Origin of the sequence: Streptomyces sp. NPDC056987, assembly GCF_042673865.1 — a bacterium.
In the GTDB taxonomy this organism is placed as follows: domain Bacteria; phylum Actinomycetota; class Actinomycetes; order Streptomycetales; family Streptomycetaceae; genus Streptomyces.
Window position 1 is genome coordinate 156,553 of the sequence record NZ_JBHURV010000007.1, and the last position, 25,157, is coordinate 181,709.

The 25,157-nt window shown below is 72.4% G+C and carries 22 protein-coding genes; 12 read left to right on the plus strand and 10 right to left on the minus strand.

Features of this window, described 5'->3' with window-relative positions; all coding sequences use genetic code 11:
• Positions 1-120: 120 nt before the first annotated feature.
• Together ACFTZC_RS11060 and ACFTZC_RS11065 are read right to left on the minus strand one after the other, a co-directional pair.
• Positions 121-1,482 (minus strand): glutamine synthetase family protein, encoded by a 1,362-nt coding sequence (locus ACFTZC_RS11060; RefSeq protein WP_382888499.1) that lies wholly within the window; start codon positions 1,480-1,482, stop codon positions 121-123.
• A 219-nt stretch (positions 1,483-1,701) separates the two neighbouring features.
• Positions 1,702-2,226: a MarR family winged helix-turn-helix transcriptional regulator gene (locus tag ACFTZC_RS11065; protein WP_382888500.1), complete on the minus strand. Its 525-nt coding sequence runs from the start codon at positions 2,224-2,226 to the stop codon at positions 1,702-1,704.
• Positions 2,227-2,427: 201 nt separating this feature from the next.
• Here ACFTZC_RS11065 and ACFTZC_RS11070 point away from each other — a divergent pair, with 201 nt between their 5' ends.
• From ACFTZC_RS11070 to ACFTZC_RS11090, 5 genes are all read left to right on the plus strand, one after another.
• On the plus strand, positions 2,428-2,850 hold the full coding sequence (locus ACFTZC_RS11070; protein WP_382888501.1) for a hypothetical protein: 423 nt from the start codon (positions 2,428-2,430) through the stop codon (positions 2,848-2,850).
• A gap of 93 nt (positions 2,851-2,943) precedes the next feature.
• Positions 2,944-3,591, plus strand: a complete 648-nt coding sequence (locus ACFTZC_RS11075; RefSeq protein WP_382888502.1) for a DUF3105 domain-containing protein — start codon at positions 2,944-2,946, stop codon at positions 3,589-3,591.
• The gene (locus ACFTZC_RS11080; protein ID WP_382888503.1) at positions 3,588-4,325 is read left to right on the plus strand and encodes a DUF305 domain-containing protein; all 738 of its coding nucleotides are present in this window, start codon (positions 3,588-3,590) and stop codon (positions 4,323-4,325) included. Before ACFTZC_RS11075 ends, ACFTZC_RS11080 begins: the two co-directional genes overlap by 4 nt.
• Before the next feature lie 173 nt (positions 4,326-4,498).
• On the plus strand, positions 4,499-4,918 hold the full coding sequence (locus tag ACFTZC_RS11085; protein WP_382888505.1) for a CBS domain-containing protein: 420 nt from the start codon (positions 4,499-4,501) through the stop codon (positions 4,916-4,918).
• A gap of 163 nt (positions 4,919-5,081) precedes the next feature.
• Positions 5,082-6,836: an NAD+ synthase gene (locus ACFTZC_RS11090; protein ID WP_382888506.1), complete on the plus strand. Its 1,755-nt coding sequence runs from the start codon at positions 5,082-5,084 to the stop codon at positions 6,834-6,836.
• Between the two features lie 37 nt (positions 6,837-6,873).
• Here ACFTZC_RS11090 and ACFTZC_RS11095 read toward each other — a convergent pair whose 3' ends face one another.
• The 4 genes from ACFTZC_RS11095 to ACFTZC_RS11110 all read right to left on the minus strand — a co-directional run bounded on the left by ACFTZC_RS11095 (position 6,874) and on the right by ACFTZC_RS11110 (position 12,074).
• Positions 6,874-8,112 (minus strand): MFS transporter, encoded by a 1,239-nt coding sequence (locus tag ACFTZC_RS11095; protein WP_382888507.1) that lies wholly within the window; start codon positions 8,110-8,112, stop codon positions 6,874-6,876.
• A gap of 196 nt (positions 8,113-8,308) precedes the next feature.
• On the minus strand, positions 8,309-9,259 hold the full coding sequence (locus tag ACFTZC_RS11100) for an endonuclease/exonuclease/phosphatase family protein (RefSeq protein ID WP_382888614.1): 951 nt from the start codon (positions 9,257-9,259) through the stop codon (positions 8,309-8,311).
• A 356-nt stretch (positions 9,260-9,615) separates the two neighbouring features.
• Positions 9,616-10,308, minus strand: coding sequence for a TetR/AcrR family transcriptional regulator (locus ACFTZC_RS11105; RefSeq protein ID WP_382888509.1), 693 nt, complete (start codon positions 10,306-10,308; stop codon positions 9,616-9,618).
• Between the two features lie 113 nt (positions 10,309-10,421).
• Complete coding sequence (locus ACFTZC_RS11110; protein ID WP_382888510.1) at positions 10,422-12,074, minus strand: MFS transporter; 1,653 nt, start codon at positions 12,072-12,074, stop codon at positions 10,422-10,424.
• A 191-nt stretch (positions 12,075-12,265) separates the two neighbouring features.
• On the opposite strand from ACFTZC_RS11110, the gene panB reads away from it, so the two are divergent.
• The 3 genes from panB to ACFTZC_RS11125 all read left to right on the plus strand — a co-directional run bounded on the left by panB (position 12,266) and on the right by ACFTZC_RS11125 (position 15,275).
• Complete coding sequence (panB, locus tag ACFTZC_RS11115; RefSeq protein WP_382888511.1) at positions 12,266-13,120, plus strand: 3-methyl-2-oxobutanoate hydroxymethyltransferase; 855 nt, start codon at positions 12,266-12,268, stop codon at positions 13,118-13,120.
• A 182-nt stretch (positions 13,121-13,302) separates the two neighbouring features.
• Complete coding sequence (locus tag ACFTZC_RS11120) at positions 13,303-14,337, plus strand: ATP-binding cassette domain-containing protein (protein WP_382888512.1); 1,035 nt, start codon at positions 13,303-13,305, stop codon at positions 14,335-14,337.
• Positions 14,334-15,275 (plus strand): ABC transporter permease, encoded by a 942-nt coding sequence (locus tag ACFTZC_RS11125; RefSeq protein WP_382888513.1) that lies wholly within the window; start codon positions 14,334-14,336, stop codon positions 15,273-15,275. The genes ACFTZC_RS11120 and ACFTZC_RS11125 overlap by 4 nt, the downstream gene beginning before the upstream one ends.
• Before the next feature lie 61 nt (positions 15,276-15,336).
• Here ACFTZC_RS11125 and ACFTZC_RS11130 read toward each other — a convergent pair whose 3' ends face one another.
• Positions 15,337-18,825, minus strand: coding sequence for a BTAD domain-containing putative transcriptional regulator (locus ACFTZC_RS11130; protein ID WP_382888514.1), 3,489 nt, complete (start codon positions 18,823-18,825; stop codon positions 15,337-15,339).
• 239 nt (positions 18,826-19,064) lie between these two features.
• On the opposite strand from ACFTZC_RS11130, the gene ACFTZC_RS11135 reads away from it, so the two are divergent.
• The gene (locus ACFTZC_RS11135) at positions 19,065-19,862 is read left to right on the plus strand and encodes a site-2 protease family protein (protein WP_382888515.1); all 798 of its coding nucleotides are present in this window, start codon (positions 19,065-19,067) and stop codon (positions 19,860-19,862) included.
• Between the two features lie 89 nt (positions 19,863-19,951).
• Here the strand turns inward: ACFTZC_RS11135 and ACFTZC_RS11140 are convergent, their stop codons facing one another.
• Positions 19,952-20,131 carry a hypothetical protein gene (locus ACFTZC_RS11140; RefSeq protein WP_382888516.1) on the minus strand — a complete coding sequence of 60 codons (180 nt, stop codon included), beginning with the start codon at positions 20,129-20,131 and terminating at the stop codon, positions 19,952-19,954.
• A 311-nt stretch (positions 20,132-20,442) separates the two neighbouring features.
• Here ACFTZC_RS11140 and ACFTZC_RS11145 point away from each other — a divergent pair, with 311 nt between their 5' ends.
• Positions 20,443-21,846 carry a hydrolase gene (locus ACFTZC_RS11145; protein WP_382888517.1) on the plus strand — a complete coding sequence of 468 codons (1,404 nt, stop codon included), beginning with the start codon at positions 20,443-20,445 and terminating at the stop codon, positions 21,844-21,846.
• A 62-nt stretch (positions 21,847-21,908) separates the two neighbouring features.
• On the opposite strand, the gene npdG is transcribed toward ACFTZC_RS11145, so the two are convergent.
• Positions 21,909-22,643: an NADPH-dependent F420 reductase gene (gene npdG, locus ACFTZC_RS11150; RefSeq protein ID WP_382888518.1), complete on the minus strand. Its 735-nt coding sequence runs from the start codon at positions 22,641-22,643 to the stop codon at positions 21,909-21,911.
• Positions 22,644-22,748: 105 nt separating this feature from the next.
• Here npdG and ACFTZC_RS11155 point away from each other — a divergent pair, with 105 nt between their 5' ends.
• Positions 22,749-23,360: a hypothetical protein gene (locus tag ACFTZC_RS11155; protein WP_382888519.1), complete on the plus strand. Its 612-nt coding sequence runs from the start codon at positions 22,749-22,751 to the stop codon at positions 23,358-23,360.
• Between the two features lie 121 nt (positions 23,361-23,481).
• The gene (locus ACFTZC_RS11160) at positions 23,482-24,858 is read left to right on the plus strand and encodes an MFS transporter (RefSeq protein WP_382888520.1); all 1,377 of its coding nucleotides are present in this window, start codon (positions 23,482-23,484) and stop codon (positions 24,856-24,858) included.
• A gap of 18 nt (positions 24,859-24,876) precedes the next feature.
• Here ACFTZC_RS11160 and ACFTZC_RS11165 read toward each other — a convergent pair whose 3' ends face one another.
• A complete protein-coding gene (locus tag ACFTZC_RS11165) occupies positions 24,877-25,134 on the minus strand; it encodes a hypothetical protein (protein ID WP_382888521.1) in 258 nt (85 codons plus the stop codon).
• Positions 25,135-25,157 lie beyond the last annotated feature (23 nt).

Here is a 25,157-nt window from a genome sequence, read left to right on the forward strand (position 1 = left end):
TCCGGTCCGGGGCCGGGCGGCTCGATCTCCCGTCGGCGCACCGGCCGATGAGCCCCGGCGCGCCGCCGGAACCGCCCCGGAAGCCGGCCGCCCGGACCCGTCGGCGGGCACGGCGCCGGCTTACAGCACGGGCAGGTTCTTCTTCAGCTCGAAGGCGGTGACCTCGGAGCGGTACTCCTCCCACTCCTGCTTCTTGTTGCGGAGGAAGAAGTCGAAGACGTGCTCCCCCAGCGTCTCCGCCACCAGTTCGCTGCGCTCCATCAGGGAGATCGCCTCGCCCAGGTTCTGCGGCAGCGGCTCGATGCCCATCGCGCGGCGCTCGGCGTCGGAGAGCGCCCAGACGTCGTCGTCGGCGCCCGCCGGGAGTTCGTACCCCTCCTCGATGCCCTTGAGGCCGGCGGCGAGCAGCACCGCGTACGTCAGGTAGGGGTTGGCCCCCGAGTCGATGGAGCGGACCTCGACGCGGGCGGAGCCCGTCTTGCCGGGCTTGTACATCGGGACGCGGATCAGCGCCGAGCGGTTGTTGTGGCCCCAGCAGATGTACGAGGGAGCCTCGCCGCCCGAGCCCGCCGTGCGGGTGGAGCCGCCCCAGATGCGCTTGTAGGAGTTGACCCACTGGTTGGTGACGGCCGAGATCTCCGCCGCGTGCTTGAGCAGCCCGGCGATGAAGGAGCGGCCGACCTTCGAGAGCTGGTACTCGGCGCCCGACTCGTAGAACGCGTTCCGGTCGCCCTCGAAGAGGGAGAGGTGGGTGTGCATGCCCGAGCCCGGGTACTCCGAGAACGGCTTCGGCATGAACGTCGCCTGCACGCCCTGCTCCAGCGCGACCTGCTTCATGACCAGGCGGAACGTCATGATGTTGTCCGCCGTGGAGAGCGCGTCCGCGTACCGCAGGTCGATCTCCTGCTGGCCGGGGGCGCCCTCGTGGTGGCTGAACTCCACCGAGATGCCCATGGACTCCAGCATGGTGATCGCCTGGCGGCGGAAGTCCATGCCCACGTTCTGCGGGGTGTGGTCGAAGTAGCCGGAGCTGTCGGCCGGGGTGGGCCGGGTGCCGTCGACCGGCTTGTCCTTCAGGAGGAAGAACTCGATCTCGGGGTGGGTGTAGAAGGTGAACCCCAGGTCCGAGGTCTTGGCGAGCATGCGCTTGAGGACGTAGCGCGGGTCCGCGAAGGACGGCGAGCCGTCCGGCATGAGGATGTCGCAGAACATCCGGGCCGTGCCGGGGGCCTCGGCGCGCCAGGGGAGGATCTGGAAGGTGCCCGGATCGGGCTTGGCGATCATGTCGGACTCGTAGACGCGGGCGAATCCCTCGATCGCGGATCCGTCGAAGCCCATGCCCTCGTCGAAGGCCTGCTCCAGCTCCGCGGGCGCGACGGCGACCGACTTCAGGAAACCGAGCACATCGGTGAACCAGAGCCGCACGAATCGGATGTCGCGCTCCTCCAGCGTACGGAGCACGAATTCCTGCTGCTTATCCATAATCCTACCCATCCTTGCTGGTCAGGCCACCTGCTCCCATGTCGCGGGGCACGTTGGGGCACATGAGCATCCCACCACACGATTTCCGGCGCGTTGCGAACCCCCGTCCAACGCTCCGCGTCGTGCGCGTGTACGGGTACCCGCCCATAGTGCCTGCCCAGGTGGTGCCCATGAAACAGGTGACGGCAATCCCCGGTGAGGAAGATCGATTCCGCGTCGTCACCGGGTGGGGGTGTCGGACCAGCCCAGCGGGTACGGCTCCCCCTCGTCACCGGGTACGGAGGGCTCCCCGCCCGCCTCCGTGAACGCGGTGAGCGCCCCGACCAGGGACGAGCGCTGCTCGGGGGTGAGGCGCTCGACGATCGCCGAGATCTCCCGGTGGCGTACGGCCGTGACCCGCTCGACCAGGGAGTGGCCCTCCGGGGTGAGCCGCAGCACCGTCTCCCGGCGGTTGCCGGGGTTGCTCTCCCGGGTCGCCAGGCCCGCCGCGATCAGCCGGTCGAGCATGCGCATGGCGGTGGACGGGTTCACCCCGAGCCGGTCGGCGACCGATACGAGCTTGGCGTCGCCGTGCGTGGAGAGAACCACGAGAAGACGGAACTGGGGCAGCGTGACCCGCTCCCCCATGGCGGCGAGGGAACGGGCGGAGATGGCGACGAGCAGCCGGGACGCGGTCAGCACCGCGTGTGTCACCGCGTCGACGTCGGCAGGAGCTTGCTCCGCCTTGCCCTTCTGTTCGGCCATGCTTCTTTGTATCGTGCCCGTGACCGAATGGGCGGGACCGTTTCATACCGTATCGACGGCGGTACAAGGCCAGGACACAGCGGCCGGCCGGGCCGTACGGACCCCTCGTGGCAGCCGCACGGACCCAGTGTGGCAGCCGTACGGACCCCTCGTGGCAGCCGCACTGCTGCTCCCGGCCGTCACGCACTACGATCTGGCCCCATGGGGGGACAGCAGCGCGGCCGCATCGGCCACATACGCACCACGCGTCCCACGGCCTTGCTGAGCGCCGTGGCGACGCTGCTGGCCGCGCTCTTCGTCTGTCTGGGCACCGGCCCGGGCGGGCCGCCCGGGCACCACCGGGACGCGGCCGCCACCGCCGTGGCCGGCCCCTGGGCGGTCGGCGCGGCCGAACCGCCGCGCGCCGGGGACTCCCAGTACGTCTGCCCGTACCGCCACGGCGACTGCGGGCTCTTCCCGCACCTGAGCGCGGCCGTGCTCACCGTGCCGCCGCCCGCCGCGGAGCCCGCCGTCGGCGCCCAGCACCCGTACCTCGAACCACCGCGCCCCACCGGCCGGGCGCCCCGTCCCGGCGCGCTCGCCCGCGCGCCGGACCTCCACGTCCTTCAAGTACTGCGGACGTAGCCGGGCCCGGGCCCCGCACCGTGTTCCACGCTCCACGTTCGCGTTCAGCGTTTTCCGCGATCCGCAGTCATCCCCCAGAAGGACGAAAACATCATGGGTTCCAAGTCCCAGTCAGCCGACCGCAAGGCCCGAATAGAGGCCATGCGCCGCGCCGAGCGGGCCCGCGAGCGGCGCAGCCGCATCATCACGATCACGGTGAGCGCCGTCGTGGTGGTCGGTCTCGTCGGCTTCGGCGCGTACGCGCTCAACAAGGAGTCCGACAAGAAGGAGGCGGAGAAGGCCGCCGCCGCGGCGCCCGTCAAGGAGGAGAAGTCCTGGGACGCCAAGAAGCTGGGCCGCAACCATGTCACCGAGGCGGTGAAGTACCCGATGACGCCGGCGGTGGGCGGTGACCACAACCAGGTCTGGATGAACTGCGACGGTGACGTCTACAAGGAGGCGATCCCCGACGTCAACGCGGTGCACTCGCTGGAGCACGGCGCGGTCTGGGTCACGTACAACGACAAGGCGTCGGACGAGGACGTGAAGGCGCTCGCCGACAAGGTCGGCAAGACCCCGTACACGCTGATGAGCCCGGTCAAGGACCAGGACGGCACGATCATGCTCAGCGCCTGGGGCAAGCAGGTCTCGGTGGACAGCGCGTCGGACTCGCGCGTCGGCCAGTTCCTCACCAAGTACGTGCAGGGCGAGCAGACCCCCGAGCCGGGCGCCGCCTGCACGGGTGGAATGGGCGCGCAGTGAGCGGCGCGGACGACGCCCCCAGGCGGTCCGTCACCCGTACGCAGTGGGTGGCGATCACCGCCGTCGTACTGGCGCTGGTCTTCGCCGGTACGGCCACGGTCGCCTCCGCCGCGCGGGACGACGGCACGTCGCCGGCCTCCCGTACGCCCTCGTCGGAGTCCGCGGACGCGGGCTTCGCCCGGGACATGGCCGTCCACCACCAGCAGGCCGTGGAGATGTCCTTCATCGTGCGGGACAGCACGGACGACGAGGAGGTGCGCCGGCTGGCGTACGACATCGCCAACACCCAGGCGAACCAGCGCGGCATGCTGCTGGGGTGGCTGGACATGTGGGGGCTGCCCAAGGTGGAGGCCGGTACGGAGCCCATGGCGTGGATGCACGGCGCGGGGGACACCGAGGGCGCGTCCGGCATGGAGGACATGGAGGGCATGGATCACGGCGACGCGGGCCAGGGGGGCCATGAGGCCCACGACGGTTCGCTGATGCCGGGCATGGCCACGAAGACGGAGCTGGACCAGCTCCGCAAGGCCCGCGGCAAGGCGGCCGAGGTCCTCTACCTCCAGCTCATGACCGACCACCACAAGGGCGGCGTCTCCATGGCGGAGGGCTGCGTGCGGCTCTGCTCCGACGGTACGGAGAAGAGCCTGGCGGAGGGGATGGTCGCGGCGCAGCAGTCGGAGATGTCCCTGATGGCGGACCTGCTCGCGGCGCGCGGCGCGAAGGCGCGCTCCTGAGGTGCTGACGGATCCGCTGCCGGGCGGTACCGCCCGGCAGCGGACGGCCCCGGCTCCCCCGTTCGGGTGCGTGCGGTCGCGTCCCCCGAACGGACGCACCATGATGGTTCTGGCTCGGGGCGGACGGCGACAGCACGACAGCACCGCACTCAGGAGCAGGAGGCTGAGCACCCATGACCACGGCCAAGGACATCATGCATTCCGGCGCCCGGTGGATCCCGGCGCACGAGACCCTCGACCGCGCGGCGCAGCTCATGCGCGAGCTGGACGTCGGCGCGCTGCCCATCGCCGACTCCGAGGAGCGCCTGACCGGCATCCTCACGGACCGCGACATCGTCGTCGGCTGTGTGGCGCGCGGCCATGACCCGGCGCAGACGACGGCGGGCGAGATGGCGCACGGCACGCCGCGGTGGATCGACTCGGACGCGGACGTGGAGGAGGTGCTGCAGGAGATGCAGAGCCACCGGATCCGCCGGCTCCCGGTGATCGAGGACAAGCGCCTCGTCGGGATGATCAGCGAGTCCGATCTGGCGCGGCACCTCACCGAGATCCAGATCGCCGCGTGGGCGGAACAGGTCTACGCGGGCCGCTGACCACGGCTCCCGGGCGCCGGGCGGTGGGCCGGATCCGCCACCGGGAAGCGGTCAGTCCCCGAAGAGCGGTCCGCCCGCGGGGAGTGGTCCGCCCGCGGGGAGTGGTCCGCCCCACACCCGCGGCCCAGGACATCGCGTCAGACAGACGATTACACTGGACGGCGTGCCTCAACTACGTCTCGCCCTGAATCAGATCGACTCGACCGTCGGTGATCTCACCGCGAACGCCGAGGCGATCGTGCACTGGACCCGGCACGCCGCCGAGCAGGGAGCGCATCTCGTCGCGTTCCCCGAGATGGCGCTGACCGGCTACCCCGTCGAGGACCTGGCCCTGCGGCCGTCCTTCGTCGAGGCCTCCCGGGCCGCCGTGCGCGCGCTCGCCGCCCGGCTCGCCGAGGAGGGCTTCGGGGAGCTGCCCGTCGTCGTCGGCTATCTCGACCGCTCCGAGTCGGCCCAGCCGCGGTTCGGGCAGCCCGCGGGCGCCCCGCGCAACGCCGCCGCCGTGCTGCACCGCGGCGAGGTGGTGCTCAACTTCGCCAAGCACCACCTGCCGAACTACGGCGTCTTCGACGAGTTCCGGTACTTCGTGCGGGGCAACACGATGCCCGTCCTGCGGGTGCACGGCGTGGATGTCGCGCTCGCCATCTGCGAGGACCTCTGGCAGGAGGGCGGGCGCGTGCCGGCCGCCCGCGCCGCCGGGGCCGGGCTGCTGCTGTCGATCAACGCCTCGCCGTACGAGCGCGAGAAGGACGACAGCCGCCTGGAGCTGGTCCGCAAGCGGGCCCAGGAGGCCGGCTGCACGACCGCGTACCTCGCGATGATCGGCGGCCAGGACGAGCTGGTCTTCGACGGCGACTCGATCGTGGTCGACAAGGACGGCGAGGTCGTGGCGCGCGCGCCGCAGTTCGCGGAGGGCTCGGTCGTCCTGGACCTCGATCTGCCCGCCGCGTCGCCGGAGCCGGTGGAGGGCGTCGTCGACGACGGGCTGCGGATCGACCGGGTCGTCCTCTCCGAGGACCCGCTGCCGGCCTACGAGCCGGAGCTGACCGGCGGTTACGCGGACCGTCTCGACGACGACGAGGAGGTGTACTCGGCGCTGGTCGTGGGGCTGCGCGCGTACGCCGCCAAGAACGGTTTCCGCTCCGTCCTGATCGGGCTCTCCGGCGGGATCGACTCGGCGCTGGTGGCCGCCATCGCGTGCGACGCGCTCGGCGCGCAGCACGTGTACGGGGTCTCCATGCCGTCCAAGTACTCCTCGGACCACTCCAAGGGCGACGCGGCCGAGCTGGCGCGCCGTACGGGGCTCAACTTCCGTACGCACCCGATCGAGCCGATGTTCGACGCGTACATGGGGTCGCTCGGGCTCACCGGGCTCGCGGAGGAGAACCTCCAGGCGCGGCTGCGCGGCACGATGCTGATGGCGCTCTCCAACCAGGAGGGGCAGATCGTGCTCGCGCCGGGCAACAAGTCCGAGCTGGCGGTCGGGTACTCGACGCTGTACGGCGACGCCGTCGGCGCGTACGGCCCGATCAAGGACGTCTACAAGACGTCGGTCTTCCGGCTCGCCCGGTGGCGCAACCGCGCCGCCGAGGAGCGCGGCCAGACCCCGCCGATCCCCGAGGCGTCCATCTCGAAGCCGCCCAGCGCCGAGCTCCGGCCCGGCCAGGTCGACACGGACTCGCTGCCCGACTACGACGTGCTGGACCGGATCCTGGAGCTGTACGTCGACCGCGACCAGGGCATGGACGCGATCGTCGCGGCGGGCTTCGACCCGGAGATGGTGGCGAAGACGCTGCGGATGGTGGACACGGCGGAGTACAAGCGACGCCAGTACCCGCCGGGCACCAAGATCTCGGCGAAGGGCTTCGGCAAGGACCGGCGCCTGCCGATCACCAACCACTGGCGCGAGCGGGTCTGATCACGCGAGCGGTCACCGGGAGGGCCCGGCGACCGGTTCAGACGTGTTCCGTGACCGCCTCGGCCGGTGTGCCGCCGGAGGCGACGACGCGGGAGGCCTCGGGCGCCGGGTCGTGGCCGCCCCGGCCACCCCGGCCGCCCCGGTCGAGGAGCCCCGCCGTGACCGCGACCGCCAGGCCGAGGACCGCGAGGACCGCGCCGACCAGCGTCGGGGACATCCAGCCCCAGCCCGCGGCGATCGCCATGCCGCCGAGCCACGCGCCGCCCGCGTTGGCGAGGTTGAACGCCGAGTGGTTCGAGGCCGAGGCGAGCGTGGGGGCGTGCCTGGCCTTCTGCATGACCAGCATCTGGAGCGGCGTGGTCGTCATGAAGCCGACCGCGCCCAGGACGACGACGGTCACCAGCGCCGCCCACTGCACGTGCACCGTGAAGCGGAACGCGACCAGGACCAGGGCGAGGGTGGCGAGCGACCCGTACAGCGTGGGGCGCAGCGCCCGGTCGGTCAGCGGGCCCGCCGCCAGCGCGCCGAGCGTCATGCCGATGCCGAAGAGGGCGAGGACGAGGGTGACGGAGGACTCCCCGAAGCCCATGACCTCGGTCGTCATCGACGCGAGGTAGGAGTAGACGGCGAAGACGCCGCCGAAGCCGAGGACGGCGGTGGCGAGGCCGAGCAGCACCTGCCGGTTGCCGAGGGCGCGCACCTCGCGGCGCACGTCCTGCTGGGCGTCCACGGGTACGTACGGTACGAGCCGGGCCAGCGCGGCGAGCGCGACCAGGCCGATGACGGTGACCACCAGGAAGGTGGCGCGCCAGCCGAGGTGCTGGCCGAGCAGGGTGGCGGCGGGGACGCCGACGATGTTCGCGACGGTCAGGCCGAGGAACATGGTGGCCACGGCGCGCGCCTGCCGGCCCTCCCGGACCAGTTGGGCGGCGACGACCGCGCCGACGCCGAAGAACGCGCCGTGCGGCAGTCCCGCGAGGACCCGGCCCGCCAGCAGCCAGCCGAAGCCGGGGGCGAGCGCGGAGGCGAGGTTGCCGACGATGAAGAGGCCCATCAGCAGCAGGAGCATCCGCTTGCGCGGGATGCGGGAGCCGACGGCGGTGAGCAGCGGGGCGCCGATGACGACGCCGATCGCGTACGCCGAGACGAGGTAGCCGGCGGTGGGCACGGACGTGCCCAGATCGCCCGCGACATTGGGCAGCAGGCCCATCATGACGAACTCGGTGGTACCGATGCCGAAGGCGCTCACGGCGAGGGCGAGCAGAGCCAGGGGCATGACAGAGACAGCCTTTCCACGGGGGCAGAGCCACAGGGGGCGCACGAGCCGCGAGGGCGCGGGTCCGCAGGGGCCGTATTGGTTAGTACCCCTGCGGAACAAAGTCTCTCAGGTCATGTATTCCGGCAGATGAACGCCGTATTGCGTGCGGTGCATCACTCGGCGCCGGAGGCCGGACGCCGGGCGGGTCGGCCGCTCAGCGCAGTTCGACCCGGGCGGCGAGCGGCAGATGGTCGCTGCCCGTCCTGGGCAGCGACCACGACGAGGTCGGTTCGACGCCCTTGACCATGATCTGGTCGATCCTGGCCAGCGGGAACGCGGCGGGCCAGGAGAAGCCGTACCCGTCGCCCGCCGCGCCCTGGGTCGAGCGCATCTGGGCGGTGACGGCCTTGAGGGCGCGGTCGTTCATCGTGCCGTTGAGGTCGCCGAGGAGGATGACCCGCTCCAGCGGCTCGTCACCGATGGCCTCGCCCAGCGCGTCGGCGCTCTTGTCGCGCTGGTTGGCGGTGAACCCGGCGTGCAGCTTGACCCGTACGGACGGCAGGTGCGCCACATAGACGGCGACCGGGCCGTGCGGGGTGGCGACGGTGGAGCGCATCGCGCGGACCCAGCCCAGCCGGATGCCGACCGGCTTGGTGGCGCTCAGCGGGTACTTGCTCCAGAGCCCGACGGTGCCCTGTACGGAGTGGTACTTGTACGTGCCCGCCAGACCCTTCTCGTACGTCTCGACGGCGCCGGCCTTCAGCTCCTCCAGCGCGATGACGTCCGCGCCCGACTCCGCCAGGTCGGCGGCGGTGCCCTCCGGATCGGGGTTGTCCGCGTTGACGTTGTGGGTGGCGACCATGAGGTCACCGCCGCCGCCCGACTTGTCGGTGATGAGGCCGCCGAAGAGGTTGAGCCAGACGACCGCGGGCAGGAGCAGGGCGATCAGGGCGGTGGCGGAGCGGCGTACGAGACCGAGGACGAGGACCAGCGGGACGACCAGCCCGAGCCAGGGCAGGAAGGTCTCGGTGAGGCTGCCCAGGTTGCCGATGGTGTTGGGGATCTGGGCGTGAAGGATCATCAGGAAGGCGGTCAGCAGGGCGAGAAGCGCGAGGATGATGCCGCGCCGCCAGATGCCGGGATCGCGGCGCAGGCGGTCCAGCAGGTCCCTGGCGCGGGATCGGGATGGGGACCGCTGCTCCTCGCCGTCCGTCGTCACCGACTGCGCCGTGTACTCCTGCGTCATGTCCGCCCTCACTGCATTGCCCGTGCACGCCCGCCCCTGACCCAGGGCCTGTTCCGTGCTTCCCCACGGCGTCCACGGGGAAGCTCGGAACAGACCCTAGGTGATGGACGGGCCCTTTCTCCGCCGTCCCCCGACGGCCGTACGAGGACGGTGACGAACGGGCCGCTCCGGCGGGTTCCGATCACGGACGAATGACCGGGGGTTGTGACAGAACGCTCATGTAGGAGGGCGGCGAAAACGGGCGGCCCCGGGGGCCCGAACGGATGTGACAGGTCTCACGGCCCGGGCGTTTCGCGGCCCGGGGACGGCTGCGGATGGGGGCCGACCCCCTGGAGCGCCACTCCGATGATCTGCTCGGCCAGGTCGTCGGGGAGCGGTGCGGTGGGCCGGTGGATGGTGCGCATCAGCATCGACCCGACGAGCAGGTCGTTGATCAGCTCCGGGTCCAGGTCGGCGCGGAGTTCCCCGGCCTCGATCCCCCGCCGGATCACGGCCAGCGTGGCCGCGCGGCGCGGGGCCACGACCGTACGGTGGTACTCCTCCCAGAGTCGGGGGTGGCTCTTCATCTCGACGACGACGTTGTGCAGGATCACCGAGGAGCGCTGGGCGACCCCGCGCCGGCGCACCGACTCCAGCAGGGCCCGGAGGTCGTCCAGGGCGGAGGTGCCGGGCAGTTCGGGGTCCTGCGGCTCGAACTCCCGCAGGAGGTCGAGGAAGAGCGCTTCCTTGCCCGGCCAGCGGCGGTAGATGGTGGCCTTGCCGACACCCGCCGTACGCGCGATGCGCTCGATGGAGAGGCCGCCCAGCGGAACGCCGTCCTCCAGCAGGGCCACGGCGGCTTCCAGGATCGCCCGCTCGACCGCCTCGCTACGTGGCCTGCCGCGCCGGAGTTCCTTCTTGTCCGCGTGGTCCCGCTCCCGGTGGTGCCGCTCGCCGTGGTGCCGCTCCCCGTGGTCCCGCTCCCGCACCTGTGCCGCCTCTCCGCCGTGACACCGTTCGCCGTGACGCGGTGTCCGTACGCCGCGGTCGCGCCACGTCGATTCTCGTACACGGCGCGGGCGCCCGGCCACGTCGCGGCGGTTCAGCGCGTGGCACCGGCGGGTTCGGCGGAGCCGGAGTCCGAGGTCTCACCCGTCCCGTTCCCCTCCCCCTTCCCCGCCGTGCGCTCCGCCGGGGGCCTGCCCGGCAGGAAGAGCGCGACGACGACAGCGCCGGCCAGCGCGACGGCCGCCGAGCCGAGGGCCGTCACGTGCATGGCGTCCAGGAACGCGTCGTACGCCGAGCCGATCAGCGGCCGGCCCGCCGGGCCGAGCTTCTCCGCGACGGCGAGGGTGGCCTCGATGGACTCGGCCGCCGCGTCCCGGGCGGCGGCCGGTACCGCGCCGAGGTGCCCCTCGATCCCGCCCCGGTACGTCGCCGACAGCACCGAGCCGAGGACGGCGATGCCCAGGGCGCCGCCGACCTGGCGGAAGGTGTTGTTGATCGCCGACCCGGACCCGGCCTTCTCCCGGGGCAGCGCCTGCATGACGGCGACCGTGACCGGCGGCATGACATGGGCCATTCCACTGCCCTGCACGAAGAAGACCAGGCAGAGCACCCAGACCGGCGTACCGGCGTCGAAGAGCGCGAACGCCGCGAGGCCGCCCGCGACCAGCACCAGACCGGCCGCGCAGACCAGCCGGGCGCCGAACCGGTCCACGACCAGCCGGGCCCGCGGCGCGAAGACCATCTGCGCGACGGCGAGCGGCAGGATCAGCAGCCCCGACTGGAGCGCGCTGTAGCCGCGCACGCTCTGGAGGTAGAAGGCCGAGAAGAACGTCACGCCCATGAGCGCGAAGAAGGCCAGCGCGATGGCGGCGACGGCCGCGGCGAACGCGGGCTTCCTGAAGTACGCGATGTCGATGGCCGGATGGCTGCTGCGCTTCTCGTGCAGGACGAACACGGCGAGCACGGCGAGACCGCCCAGGAGCGGGGCGAGCACCGTGACGTCGGTGAAGTCGGCGAGTTCGCCGCCGCGGATGATGCCGAACACCAGCAGGACGAGCCCCACGATGGAGAGCAGGACGCCCAGCGGGTCGACGCGCCCCGGCGCCGGGTCCTTGGACTCCGGTACGAGCAGGGCCATCGCGATCAGCCCGACCATCGCGACGGGGACGTTGACGAGGAAGATCGAGCCCCACCAGAAGTGTTCGAGGAGCACTCCGCCGGTGATCGGGCCGATGGCGATGCCGAGGCCCACACTGCCCGCCCATATGCCTATCGCCTTGGGCTGCTCGTCGCGCTCGAAGACGTTCATCAGGACGGCGAGGGTGGCGGGCATCACGAACGCGGCGCCGAAGCCCATCAGGGCGCGGTAGCCGATGAGTTCCGCGGGCGATCCGGAGAACGCGGCGAGCGCGGAGCCGACGGCGAAGACGGCGGTGCCGAAGAGCAGCACCTTCTTGCGGCCGATACGGTCGCCGAGCAGGCCGGAGGTGAACAGGAGCCCGGCGAAGACGAGCGTGTAGGAGTTGATCGCCCACTCCAGCTCGCTCTGGGTGGCGCCGAGGCCGACGGGCGCGGGGGCGGCGATCGTCCTGACCGCCACGTTCAGGATCGAGTTGTCCAGTACGACGATAAGAAGACTGAACATCAGAACACCGAGGACGGCCCACCGGCGGCGGTGGACCTGCTCGGGAACACGGGGTGCGGGCATGCGAGGCGCGGCGCCTGGGGCGCCGGACGGTGTGGACATGTCGTACAGACTAAGCCCGTTTCGATACGAGACCGTCTCGTATTGGAAAGTCTTTACCGAGGCCCCGCGAGCCCGCGCCCGGCGCCGCGGGCCTCACTCCCGGGACGCCTGCCCCCGGGGCCCCACTTCCCGTGCGGGGCGCGGGATGCCACCATGGAGGCGGTCCGGGGACACCGTCAGGGTGCCTCGAGATGACGAAAGGGCCTTCGGCCATGACTTCTCAACCGGCGCTCTACGGCGGCAAGATCTCCCGCCGTATCACCGTCCACGACATCACCGCCGCCAAGGAGCGCGGTGAGAAGTGGCCCATGCTCACCGCCTACGACGCGATGACCGCCTCGGTCTTCGACGAGGCTGGCATCCCGGTGATGCTCGTCGGCGACTCGATGGGCAACTGCCACCTCGGGTACGAGACCACCGTGCCCGTCACCCTCGACGAGATGACGATGCTCTCCGCCGCCGTCGTACGGGGCACCAGGCGCGCCCTGATCGTCGGCGACCTCCCGTTCGGCTCGTACCAGGAAGGCCCCGTGCAGGCGCTGCGCAGCGCCACCCGGCTGGTGAAGGACGCGGGGGTGGGCGCGGTCAAGCTGGAGGGCGGCGAGCGCTCGCACGGCCAGATCGAGCTGCTGGTGCAGGCCGGCATCCCGGTGATGGGGCACATCGGGCTCACCCCGCAGTCCGTCAACACCCTGGGCTACCGGGTGCAGGGCCGCGGCGAGGAGGCCGCGCAGCAGCTGCTGCGCGACGCGAAGGCCGTGCAGGACGCGGGCGCCTTCGCGGTCGTGCTGGAGCTGGTGCCGGCCGAGATCGCCGCCGAGGTCACGCGCGTCCTGCACATCCCGACGGTCGGGATCGGCGCCGGGGCCCAGACGGACGCGCAGGTCCTCGTCTACACCGACATGGCCGGTCTGACGGGCGGCAGGATGCCGCGCTTCACGAAGCAGTACGCGAATCTGCGGCAGACCCTCGGCGACGCGGCGAAGGAGTTTGCCGAGGAGGTCATTGGAGGAACGTTCCCTCAGGAGGAACACACCTTCCACTAGAGCGCCGGCCGGGCCTGCCGGTCCGGCCCCGCCCCTAAGCCACTGCCCGCACGACGACAGCCCGCCGATCTTCCCCCGTCGGCGGGCTGTCGACTGCCCGGCCCCGGGATGTCGGCCAGTTATCCACAGGCTGTCGGCGGCTTGTCGGCGGCTTGTCGGTGGCGGCTGTTCTGATGGGGGCCATGACGACATACGACAAGAACCCCGGCGGCGGCCGATCGGGCCACGCCGTCGAGGTGCGGGGGCTGGTCAAGCAGTACGGCGGACCGCAGGGCACCCGGGCCCTCGACGGCGTCGACCTCGATGTGCGCGAGGGCACCGTCCTCGGCGTGCTCGGGCCCAACGGCGCGGGCAAGACGACCCTGGTCCGCATCCTCTCCACCCTGGTCCAGCCGGACGCCGGCACGGCGATGGTCGCGGGGTACGACGTGCTGCGCCAGCCGCGCCAGCTGCGCCGCAGGATCGGCCTCACCGGCCAGTACGCCTCGGTCGACGAGAAGCTCTCCGGCTGGGAGAACCTGTACATGATCGGGCGGCTGCTCGACCTCTCCTGCGGGGACGCCCGGCGCCGCGCCGACGAACTGCTGGAACGCTTCTCGCTCACGGAGGCGGCGAAGAAGGCCGCGATGCAGTACTCCGGCGGCATGCGGCGCCGGCTCGACCTCGCGGCGTCGATGATCGGCCACCCCTCGGTGCTCTACCTCGACGAGCCGACGACGGGCCTCGACCCCCGTACCCGTAACGAGGTCTGGGACGAGGTGCGGCGGATGGTCGACGAGGGGGCCACCGTCCTGCTCACCACCCAGTACATGGAGGAGGCCGAGCAGCTCGCCGACGAGCTGACGGTCATCGACCGCGGCCGGGTCATCGCCAACGGCGGCGTGGACGAGCTGAAGGCGAAGGTCGGCGGCCGGACGCTCCAGATCAGGCCGGCCGATCCGGCGCAGCTCCCCGCGATGGCGCAAGCGGTCACCGAGAGCGGCCTCGACGGTCTCGCCGGCGCGCAGGCCGTGGCCGACGAGGGGCTGCTGTACGTACCGATCCTGAGCGACGGTCAGCTGACCGCGGTCATCGGCCTGCTGGCCGAGCGCGGCTTCGGCATCGCGCACATAGGGACCCATCTGCCCAGCCTCGACGAGGTGTTCCTGGCCATCACCGGCCAGAAGACCGCCTCCACGACCCCGTCCGACACCACGCCCGAGGAGGTCGCGGCATGAGCTCGACCAACACCGCCACCACACCGTCCACGCCCGGCGCCGACACCGGCCCCCAGGCCGGCGCGGGCACCGCGGCCGCGGGGAGCTCCGCCCCGCCCGCCGCGGGCGTCGGCGGGCCCGGCTCGCGGGCGATCGCGGCCTCGGGCACCGACGAGGGCCGGATCGGGCTGCGCGCCAATCTGCGCCACATCGGCGCGCTGGTGCGCCGCAACGCCCTTCAGATCAAGCAGGACCCGGAGTCGATGTTCGACGTCCTGCTGACGCCGATCATCTTCACGCTGCTGTTCGTGTACGTCTTCGGCGGGTCCGTGGGCGCGAGCCTCGGCGGCAGCCGCGAGGACTACGTGAACTACGTGGTGCCGGGGCTGATGGCGATGATGGGCATGAACATCTCCATGGCCGTCGGCACCGGGGTGAACGAGGACTTCCGCAAGGGGGTCATGGACCGGTTCCGCACGATGCCGATCGCCCGCTCCTCGGTGCTGATCGCGAAGATAGTCGTGGAGATCGGCCGGATGCTGGTCGCCATAGCGATCCTGCTCGGCATGGGCTTCCTGCTCGGCATGGAGATCAAGACGTCGGTGCTCGACCTGGGCGCCGCCATCGGTCTCTCCCTGGCGTTCGGCGCCTCACTGATGTGGATCTTCATCCTGCTCGGACTCGCCATGAAGACGGCGCAGGCCGTCCAGGGGGTGGCCATGCTCGTGCTGATGCCGATGCAGTTCGGTTCGTCGATCTTCGCCCCGCCGTCGACCATGCCCGGCTGGCTCCAGGCGTTCACCGACTACAACCCGCTCTCCAACCTCGCGGACGCGGCGCGCAATCTGATCAACGGCGGCCCGGTCGCGCACTCCGTGTGGATGACGCTGGGGTGGGCGGCGGCGATCACCGTGGTGACGGCCCCGCTGGCAGTGGCCAAGTTCCGCAAGAAGTCGTGACGCCGGGCGCACCGGGGGGCGAGGCACCACGAACGGAACGGACCCGCGGCGACGGCGCGGATCAGACGAGGGCGACGGCTTCCTCCAGGGAGAGGCCGGCGCCCTCGGCCCGCGCGGCGTCGAACGCCGGGCCGTCGAGGACGGCGCGCGTCGCCGCCTCGGCGGCGGCGGACATCTCCCGTTCCAAGGAGTTCGGGTGATGACGGGCGGGGAGCAGCGCCTCGTACGCCCCGAGCAGCCGGGCGGCGTCCCGGCCCCGGCCTCCTTCGGCAGCGGGGAGCCCGCTCAGCGCCCAGGCGGCCGTCAGCAGATGGACCGCGGGCATCTCCGGCGCGACCATCATCGACAGCGGGGACAGCGCCGACTCCAGGGCGGCCCGGCTGCCCTCCAGCGACTCGGCGTAGCGGCCGTCCGCGCAGTCCAGCCAGGCGAAGACGCTCCGCACCATGCCCTGGAACATGGCGAGGGTCTCGGAGCGGAAGGTGTCCAGCAGTTGGTGCATCTGCTCCCGGGCCTCGTCGCGGCGTCCGGTGCGGCCCAGCCACAGGGCGAGGTAGAGGCGGGCGGCGGGCATCGCCTCGTGCACGGAGTCCGGCTCGTCGGCGACCACCTCGCGGAGGATGCGCTCGCCCTCGTCGCCCTGGCCCGTCTCGCACATCGTCCCGGCGAGGCGGGCGCGGAGCAGGGCGACCTGGCCGTGCGCGCCGAGCCACTCGGCGTGGCCGATGGCCGCCGCGTAGTCCGCCGCGGCCAGGGCGTGTTCGCCGTGTTTCTCCAGGGCCTCGCCCCGGGCGGAGAGCGCCTCGGCGGTACCCCAGCGGTCGCCGAGCCGCTGGTAGATCGCCAGGCTCCGGTCGGCGTCCCCGCGGGCGTCGCCCGCCCAGGCCGCGCGGTTGGCGAGCACGTTGGCCCGCATCTGGAGCGCGCTGGCCAGCTCCCACTCGTACCCGAACTCCTCGCAGGCGCGCACCGTCCCGTCCAGCATCAGGCGCAGGTCGTCGGCGTCCCCGGTGAGCATGATCGCGAAGAACCACAGGGTGGCGGGGAAGCGGCAGGTCTGCGGCAGCCCCGGCCGGTAGACGGTGGCCACCACGCGGAGCCGGTCCTGCTGTTCCGGGGCCATCCAGGTACCCACGTTGTGGTCCTCGGTGGCCATCTTGACCAGCCACACCTGACGCCGCGCCTCCTGGAGCAGGTCGGGGCTCATGGGCGGCGGCGCGTCCGTACAGCGCGTCAGGATCGGAGGGGCGGGCTCCCCGGGCGGGGCGAACGGATCGGGGCCGAGCGCCGAGGCGGCCCTGGCCCACTGGTAGGCGTCGGAGCGCAGGTCGAGCATCTGCCCGAACCAGCTGAGGGAGAGCACCAGACAGAGCGCCTCCTGCTCGTCACCGGCGGCCACGGCGCGGCGCAGCGCGGTGCGCAGGTTCTCGTACTCCTGCTGGAGGCGGCGTATGGCGGCCTTCTGGCCGGGACCGCGCAGCGCGACGTCGGTGGTGCGGGCCAGCTCCCGGTAGTGGACGAGATGCCGTCGCTCGGTGGCGGCACGCTCCCCTCCCCCGCCTTCGCCGGATCCCCCGGACCCGGCGGACCGGTCGAGGCGTTCGGCGGTGTACTCCGCGACGGTCTCCAGCAGCCGGTAGCGCATGGTGCCGTCGCTCGCGGGGGTGGCGACGACGAGGGACTTGTCGATGAGGGAGCCCAGCAGCCCGGCGACATCCCGGGCACCCACGAGGGGCCCGGCCGTGTCGGTGTCGGTGTCGTCGGCGCAGACGGACTCCGCGGCGGTGAGGTCGCAGCCGCCCGTGAAGACGGAGAGCCGCCGCAGCACGGCGCGTTCCGGGCCGTCCAGCAGCTCCCAGGACCAGTCCACGACGGCGCGCAGCGTCTGCTGGCGCGGCAGTACGGTCCGGCTCCCGCTCGTCAGCAGCCGGAAGCGGTCGTCGAGCCGGTCGGCGATCTGACGCGGCGTCAGCAGTCGCAGCCGCGCCGCCGCCAGCTCGATCGCCAGCGGCAGCCCGTCCAGCCGACGGCAGATCTCCGCCACCGCCCCCGGGTCGTCCGCCGGGTCGAACCCGGCCCGTACCGCACGCCCGCGCTCCGCGAACAGCCGGTGCGCCGGGTCCGGCGGCAGCGGCTCCACCGGGCGCACCACCTCGCCCGGCACCCCCAGGGCCTCCCGGCTGGTCGCCAGGACGGTCAGCCCGGGGCAGTGCGCGAGCAGCTCGTCGGCGAGGGCGGCCGCGGCGCCGATCACATGCTCGCAGTTGTCGAGCAGGAGCAGCATCCGGCGGCGAGCGCAGTGCTCGGCGAGCCGTACGAGCGGTTCGCCGGCGTGCCGGTCGACGGCGCGCAGTTCCTCGGCCCCGGCCCCGCGCAGCACGGTCTCGCGCGCGCCGAGGGCGCTGAGCACGGCCTCGGGGACCGTCGCCGGATCGTTGACCGGGGCCAGCTCGGCCAGCCAGACACCGTCGGGCCAGTCCTCGGCCATCAGCTCGGCGGCCTCCTGCGAGAGCCGGGTCTTCCCGGCGCCGCCCGGCCCGAGCAGGGTGACGAGCCGGGCGCCGCCCAGGTCGCCGCGTATCGCCTCGATGTCCGCCTCGCGCCCGACGAAGCTGGTCAGCCGGGCACGGAGGTTCCCGGGACGCCCGGCCCCGTTCATCCCGGCCCCGTTCAGGCCGGCACCGTTCGGCCGGGAGCCGTTCATCAGCACCGCGGACGCGCCGTTCACCAGCACCGCGGACGCGCCGTTCACCGGCGCCCCGGACGCCGGAGCGCCCGCGCCGTGGCTCCCGCGAGCGTCCCCGCCGTGGCTCCCCCGGGTGCTCCCGCCGCGCAGCAGCTCCTCGTGGAGGGCGCGCAGCTCCGGGCCCGGGTCCGTGCCCAGCCGCTCCGCGAGGGCGCGGCGCACCTCGCCGTAGGCGGCCAGCGCGGCCGCCGGGCGCCCCGCGTCCCGCAGGGCCCGGATCCGCAGCGCCTGAAGGGGTTCGTCGAGCGGGAACTCACCGCAGAGCGCGGCCAGTTCGGGCAGGGCCTCCGCCGCGCGGCCCAGCGCGAGCGCGGCGGCCGACCGGGCCCTGCGCGCCTCGGTGCGCCGGGCCTCCCAGCGGGCGGCCTCCGTCGCACGGTCGGGGAGGTCTGCCAGCGCCGGTCCCCGCCAGAGCGCGAGGGCGTCGTCGAGCAGCCGGGCCGCCCCGGCGGCGTCGCCCGCCTCCAGCGCCCGCGTGCCCTCGCGGGCGAGCGCGCCGAAGCGGTGGAGGTCCACGTCGTCCTCGTCGGCGCGGAGCCGGTAGCCGCCGTTCTCCGAGGCCACGGCCGAGGCGCCGAGGGCCCGGCGCAACCGCCCGACCAGGGCCTGGAGCGCGCCGACCGCGTCGGCGGGCGGCTCGCCTTCCCAGACCTCCGCGACGAGCGCACCGACCGGGACGGTACGGCCGGGCCGCAGCGCCAGCACGGTCAGCAGCGCGCGCAGCCGTGCGCCGCCGAGGGCGGCGGGGGTGCCGTCGGCACGCAGGGCGAGGGTGGGACCGAGAACGCGGTAGCGCGGACGCATGGGCCCATTGTCCGGGACGGCGCTCAGCGGAACCGCCCCTTCCGTTCCTCGTCGTACCGGATCGTCCTCCGCACCATGGGTCCAGCCTCCCCGGAACCGTGCCGGGAGGCGAGACGTTTTCCGCGTGTCGGACGTTCGGGAAAGGGCAGCGATACGGTCGGGGAGATCTCCGGCCGCACGCCACACGCTCCCGCCCTGCCGCCCGACCCGCCGATCCCGTCCCCTGGGGAGCCCCGCCCATGTCCACCGTCACCTCCCGCAACAGCGACCGGCGGATCTCCCCTGTCTTCCTGGGCATCGTCGCCGTCACGGCGGTCTCCGGCTGGGCGGTGTGGACCGACTTCGCCGCGAACATCAGGATCGGCGTCTTCCTCTTCGTCACGGGCGCCTGGATCACCTCGCTCTGTCTGCACGAGTACGCGCACGCCCGCACCGCGCTGCACAGCGGCGACATCTCGATCGGCGCCAAGGGCTATCTGACGCTCAACCCGCTCAAGTACACGCACGCGCTGCTGAGCATCGTGCTGCCCGTGATCTTCGTGATCATGGGCGGGATCGGGCTGCCGGGCGGGGCGGTCTTCATCGAGCGGGGCCGTATCCGGGGCCGCTGGAAGCACAGCCTGATCTCGGCGGCCGGCCCGCTGACGAACGTGCTGTTCGCGATCGTCTGCACGGCGCCGTTCTGGCTGGACGCCCTGTCCGGCGTGCCCCTGCCCTTCCGTTACGCGCTGGGCTTCCTCGCCCTTCTCCAGGTCACGGCGGCGCTGCTGAACTTCCTGCCGGTGCCGGGCCTGGACGGGTACGGGGTGATCGAGCCATGGCTCTCCCACAAGATCCGCCGCCAGGTGGAGCCGTTCGCGCCGTTCGGACTGCTCGCCGTCTTCATCGTGCTCTTCATCCCCGAGGTGAACGGCGTGTTCTTCGACGGCATCCACGCGCTGATGCGTGCGCTGGGCGTCTCGGAGCTGGAGACGTACTGCGGGCGGAACCTCTTCACCTTCTGGATGAGCCGGCAGGAGTACATCTGCGGAGCGTGACGCTCCAGGAGACTCCAGGGGACTCCAGGAGGCGGATCGTGCCGTACCGACGCCGCGAGTGTGCCGTACGGCTCTCCGAGTGTGCCGTTCTACGGCTGTGCCGCCCGCTCCGCCTTCGCCTTGCGGACGTAGTACCACGCCATGTTGGACGAGAGCCCCGCGAGCAGCACCCATACGACACCGAGCCAGCTGCCCTGGGCGAAGGAGACCACGGCCGCGGCCACGGTCAGGACGCAGACGGCGAGGGCGTAGAGAGCGAGGCGGGGCATGCGGGTCGGCTCCTGTTCGGGGGGTTGTCCCGGGGTCTCGGGGGGGGTGTCCCGGGGTGGGTGTCGTACGACGGTCCCAGTCTCCCCCAGACCCGCCGGCCCGTGCACGGACGCCCCTCCGGATGCCCCACCGGACGCCCCTCCGGCAGCCCGGCCACTCCTGGGGAACCCGCTTCCCCCTACCCACGGGTAAGGGCGTACTGAGAGGAGAGTGTGAAGGAAACGGAAGGCAGATCTCCCCGTCGTGGGGGGCACGAATGTCCGCCCGTTGGCTTCCTGACGGGAACCGGCTCCCCCGCTAACGTCAGCGCGTGAGCCTCTGGACTTCTCTTGAGCCCGCGTCCACCACGGTGGCCCCCGGCGACACGACCACGGTGCGGCTGAATGTGCGCAACACCGGCGATGTGGTCGACGAATTCAGCTTCGTTCCCGTCGGGGATGTTGCCCCGTACGTCACCGTCGAACCCTCCTCCATCCGGCTTTTTCCGGGGACCACGGGAACCCTTCAGCTCACGTTCGCGCCGCCGCGCACCCCGGACGCGACCGCCGGTCCGCATCCGTACGGGGTGCGGATCGTCCCGACGGAGCAGACCGACTCCACGACGGTGGCCGAGGGCAACATCACGTTCACGCCCTTCACCGAGGTACGGACGGAACTGGTCCCGCCGACGGTCAGGGGACGGTTCCGCGGCCGGCCCAAGCTGGCCATCGACAACCTCGGCAACACCAGCCTCACCGCCTCCCTCTCGGGCAGCGACAACGGTGACTCGCTCTCGTACGAGCTGTTCCCCGCCAGTGTGCAGATCGAGCCGGGCCGCGCCGCGTTCGTGGACGCGAAGCTCAAGCCCCGGCAGATCATCTGGCTCGGCCAGAAGCAGGAACGGCCCTACACCCTGGCGTTGCAGCGCTCGGGCACGACTCCGCTCGGCACGGACGGCACATACGTGCAGCGGGGCTTCCTGCCGCTCTGGGTCGCCACCCTGCTGAGCATCCTCCTCGCGCTGGCGATCACCCTCGCGGTGCTCTGGTTCACGTACCAGCCCGCGCTGCGCAGCCTCGCGAAGGAGATACCCCAGTCGGCCGCCGCCAGTTCGATACCCACGGCGGAGTCCCCGGCGCCACCGAGCCTGCCCTCGGCCGAACCGCCCGCCCCGGCGCCCAGCGTGTCCGTGAGCAAGCCGGCCCCCGAGCCCGAGGAGGACGGCGACGGGGGCGCGGGCGGCGGCGAGAAGGAAGAAGAGGCGCCGCCCGAGCCTCAGGAGAACACGGCGGCGGTCGCCGTGACCGCGCTGAACGAGCGGTCCCCGGGCCGGCACATCTGCTACCGGGCCTATGTGCGCAGCACCGGCTGGCAGGAGCCGGTCTGCGACGGCCTCCCCTCAGGCACGGAAGGCCAGAGCCGGCCCATCGAGAGCATCAACATCGCGGTGTCCGGCACGAACGGGATGTCCGCCAACGGGTACATCGAGAAGACCGACTGGGAGCCCGCCTGGAAGGGCGCCGACAACCTGAAGGACCTGTACATCGGCGCCCCGGACAAGGGGGTGTTCATGCGCGGGCTGGCGATCAGCATCGGCGAGGGCAGCGTCTGCGTCACCACGCTGGTCGCCACGCAGGGGTGGCACGAGAAGGCGTGCACGGATCCCGGTGGGTACAAGTTCGGCGGCACTTTGAGCCCGGACCTGTCACTTGACGCCTTCAAACTGATCGTCTGACATCGCCTGTCAGCGCCTGTCGACCGCGGGCCGCCCGTCCGGCGGCCCGTGGTCGGCAGACCCTAGACGTCCGTGACCCGCAGCCCCGCGTGCGCCTTGTACCGGCGGTTCACCGAGATCAGGTTGGCCACCAGCGACTCCACCTGGTGGGCGTTGCGCAGCCGCCCCGCGAAGACCCCGCGCATGCCCGGGATACGGCCCGCCAGCGCCTGGACGAGATCGGTGTCCGCGCGCGCCTCGCCCAGCACCATCACGTCCGTCTCGATCCGCTCGACCTCCGGGTCCTGGAGGAGCACCGCGGAGAGGTGGTGGAAGGCGGCGGTCACCCGCGCGTCCGGCAGCAGGGCGGCGGCCTGTTCGGCGGCGCTGCCCTCCTCCGGCTTCAGGGGGTACGCGCCCTTCTTGTCGAAGCCGAGCGGGTTGACGCAGTCGACGACCAGCTTCCCCGCCAGTTCGCCGCGGAGCGACTCCAGCGTCTTGGCGTGCCCGTCCCACGGCACGGCGACGATGACGATGTCGCTGCGGCGGGCGCAGTCGGCGTTGTCCGCGCCCTCGACGCCGTTGCCCAGCTCGGCCGCCGCCGCCTCGGCGCGCTCGGCGGCCCGGGATCCGATGATCACTTTCTGTCCGGCCTGCGCCAGCCGGTAGGCGAGCCCCTTGCCCTGCGGTCCTGTGCCGCCCAGCACACCGACGACCAGCCCGGAGACATCGGGGAGGTCCCACGGGTCCTTGGCGGCGGGCTTGGCGGGCTCTTTCGACGGGTTCGGGGAGGTGCTGCCACTGTCCGTTGAAGTCATGGTCGAACTCTACGGGGCGGTAACCGGACGCCGGTCGGCCCCGATCGGGTGAGAGCCGCCGGGACCGGCCACGCCCGGCGCCGTACTGCGGCAGGATGCGGGCCCATGGATGCCGTACGCGTCGCGCTGCTGCGTGAAGTCCTCAGCGGTACGGAGTGGCCGTCCGCGACCCGGCGGTTCGCGGGGGCGCTGCGCTCCTCCGTCGTGCCGCAGGGCGGCGGGCTGCTGCTGGTCGGGACCGAGGTGTACGAGCCGTGGCACCTCGCCGCGCATCTCGTGGACGAGGCGGCCTGGTCGGGCCAGCCGGAGCTGAACCCCACCCTCGTACGCCACCGGGTGCGGCCCGGCGACCCGGCGCATCTCGCCGTCGGGCTGGGCCGGCTGGAGGCGGCGGGCCGGGGCGAGACGCTGCTCGTCGTGGCGCCCGAACGGCCGGACGGCGGGCTGCTGGAACGGGTCCACGACGCGCGCCGCGCCGGGGCGACGGTGCTGTCGCTGGACGGCGGCGACACGGACGTCCGGGGGCTGGCGCACGACGCGCTGACGGTGGCCGCGGCGGACGCGGCGCAGGGCGTGGACCTCGACTCCGTGCAGCATCTCGTCGCCGCGGCCACCGGCGAGAACAGTCTGCCCGCGCCGCGCGGCCGGCGCCGCTTCCGGGACCGGTTGTCGCGCCTGGCCGACCAGTTGGCGGCCCCGCCGCCCGCCCGCTGGTGACCGCGCCGCCATGAGCCCGCCCCCATAACTCCGCCACGAGCCCGCACCCGTGACGCCGCCATGAGCCCGCTCCCGTAACCGGGTTGCCGTGGCACCTCAGTGCCACGCACCATGGCCTCTCGTGACCTCAGCGCCTCTCCGTTCGATCCGCTCGATCCTGCCGGACCTCACGCCGCTGCGCTCCTCACGGGAGTTCCGGCTGCTCTGGGTGCAGGGTCTGGTGACGACCTTCGGCAGCTTCATGGCGATGATCGCGCTGCCGCTCCAGATCAAGGATCTCACCGGATCCCCGCTCGCCGTGGGCGCGATGGGCGCCGTGGAGCTGGTGCCGCTGATCGTCTTCGGGCTGTACGGCGGGGCGCTCGCCGACGCCGTCGACCGGCGCCGCGTCATCCTCTTCACCGAGGCCGGGCTCGGCGTGCTCGCCGCCGTCCTGCTGGTGAACGCCCTCCTGCCGGACCCGATGCTGTGGCCGCTGTACGTCGTGGCCGCCGGGGTCTCCGCGCTCGCCGGACTCCAGCGGCCCGCGCTGGACTCCCTGATGGCCCGGATCGTCCCGCACGACCAGCTCACCGCCGCCGCGGCGCTCAACGCGGCGCGCTGGCAGCTCGGCACGATCGCGGGCCCGTCGCTGGCGGGCGTGGTCGTCGCGTACGCCGGACACGCCACGGCGTACGGGATCACGATCCTGGGCTTCACCGCCTCCGTTCTCCTGTGCGTACGCCTGTCGCCGGCGCCCGCCGCGCACGACGCGGAACGCCCGTCGCTGCGCGGCATCGCGGAGGGCGCGCGCTACGCGTGGAGCCGGCCGGTGCTGCTGGGGACGTACGCGATCGACCTGGCCGCGATGTTCTTCGCCTTCCCGAACACGATCTTCCCGTTCCTCGCCGACGAACTGGACGCGCCCTGGTCGCTCGGGCTGATGTACGGGGCGGGCGCGGTCGGCTCGGTGATACTCAGCCTGACCAGCGGCTGGACCTCACGGGTCCGGCGCCACGGCCTCTTCGTGGTGTGCGGCGCGGCCGGGTGGGGGCTGGCGATGACGGCCGCCGGGTGGTTCTCCGACATCTGGCTGGTGCTGGCCTGCCTGGCCCTCGCGGGCATGGGCGACACGCTCAGCGGCCTCGGCCGCTCGACCATCTGGAACCAGACGATCCCGGACGAGCTGCGCGGCAGGCTCGCGGGCATCGAGGTGCTCTCGTACAGCATCGGCCCGCAGCTGGGCCAGGTGCGCGCGGGCGCGATGGCGGGCTGGACGGGCACCCGGCCGGCGATCTGGGGCGGCGGGCTGGCGTGCGTGGCGGCGGTGGGGCTGCTGACGGCGGTGCTGCCGAGGCTGGTGACGTACGACGCGGACACGGACGAGGACGCGCTGCGCCGCCGCGCCCAGAAGGAGGCGGCGACGGCACGGGGGACGGGCGGCGCGGCTCCGGGGACGGTTGCCGGGGCGGCTCCGGACGCGGCTGCCGGGACCGCCACGGAGACGGCGGCGCCCTGAGCGCGGCGGCGGGGAAAACTAGCGTCCCCCGGGCGAGCCTTCCCCCTCGGTCCCGTCCGGGCCGCTCTTCGACGCGTCGTGCCAGCGCGGGTCCGTCTCCCACTCCAGGTTCCGTTCCCGCGCCGTCGCCATCGCGTGTTCCGCCTCCTGGCGGTTCGGGTACGGCCCGAAGCGGTCCTTGGCGGGGCACTCCGGTCCCTCCTCCACCTTCTGGTGCACCAGGCAGTAGTACCACTCGCCGGGCTTACCGACCGTGCGCCTCTTGAACAGGGCCATCATCGGCTCCTTCCTCTGGCCAT

What these genes read in the sequence shown, in the direction of transcription:
- ACFTZC_RS11070 (WP_382888501.1), top strand. Translation starts at nt 2,428, where the DNA reads ATGGGGGGACAGCAGCGCGGCCGCATCGGCCACATACGCACCACGCGT.
- panB (WP_382888511.1), top strand. Translation starts at nt 12,266, where the DNA reads ATGACGAAAGGGCCTTCGGCCATGACTTCTCAACCGGCGCTCTACGGC.
- ACFTZC_RS11085 (WP_382888505.1), top strand. Translation starts at nt 4,499, where the DNA reads ATGACCACGGCCAAGGACATCATGCATTCCGGCGCCCGGTGGATCCCG.
- ACFTZC_RS11120 (WP_382888512.1), top strand. Translation starts at nt 13,303, where the DNA reads ATGACGACATACGACAAGAACCCCGGCGGCGGCCGATCGGGCCACGCC.
- ACFTZC_RS11065 (WP_382888500.1), bottom strand. Translation starts at nt 2,226, where the DNA reads ATGGCCGAACAGAAGGGCAAGGCGGAGCAAGCTCCTGCCGACGTCGAC.
- ACFTZC_RS11135 (WP_382888515.1), top strand. Translation starts at nt 19,065, where the DNA reads ATGTCCACCGTCACCTCCCGCAACAGCGACCGGCGGATCTCCCCTGTC.
- npdG (WP_382888518.1), bottom strand. Translation starts at nt 22,643, where the DNA reads ATGACTTCAACGGACAGTGGCAGCACCTCCCCGAACCCGTCGAAAGAG.
- ACFTZC_RS11125 (WP_382888513.1), top strand. Translation starts at nt 14,334, where the DNA reads ATGAGCTCGACCAACACCGCCACCACACCGTCCACGCCCGGCGCCGAC.
- ACFTZC_RS11140 (WP_382888516.1), bottom strand. Translation starts at nt 20,131, where the DNA reads ATGCCCCGCCTCGCTCTCTACGCCCTCGCCGTCTGCGTCCTGACCGTG.
- ACFTZC_RS11060 (WP_382888499.1), bottom strand. Translation starts at nt 1,482, where the DNA reads ATGGATAAGCAGCAGGAATTCGTGCTCCGTACGCTGGAGGAGCGCGAC.
- ACFTZC_RS11130 (WP_382888514.1), bottom strand. Translation starts at nt 18,825, where the DNA reads ATGCGTCCGCGCTACCGCGTTCTCGGTCCCACCCTCGCCCTGCGTGCC.
- ACFTZC_RS11095 (WP_382888507.1), bottom strand. Translation starts at nt 8,112, where the DNA reads ATGCCCCTGGCTCTGCTCGCCCTCGCCGTGAGCGCCTTCGGCATCGGT.
- ACFTZC_RS11075 (WP_382888502.1), top strand. Translation starts at nt 2,944, where the DNA reads ATGGGTTCCAAGTCCCAGTCAGCCGACCGCAAGGCCCGAATAGAGGCC.
- ACFTZC_RS11165 (WP_382888521.1), bottom strand. Translation starts at nt 25,134, where the DNA reads ATGGCCCTGTTCAAGAGGCGCACGGTCGGTAAGCCCGGCGAGTGGTAC.
- ACFTZC_RS11110 (WP_382888510.1), bottom strand. Translation starts at nt 12,074, where the DNA reads ATGTCCACACCGTCCGGCGCCCCAGGCGCCGCGCCTCGCATGCCCGCA.
- ACFTZC_RS11155 (WP_382888519.1), top strand. Translation starts at nt 22,749, where the DNA reads ATGGATGCCGTACGCGTCGCGCTGCTGCGTGAAGTCCTCAGCGGTACG.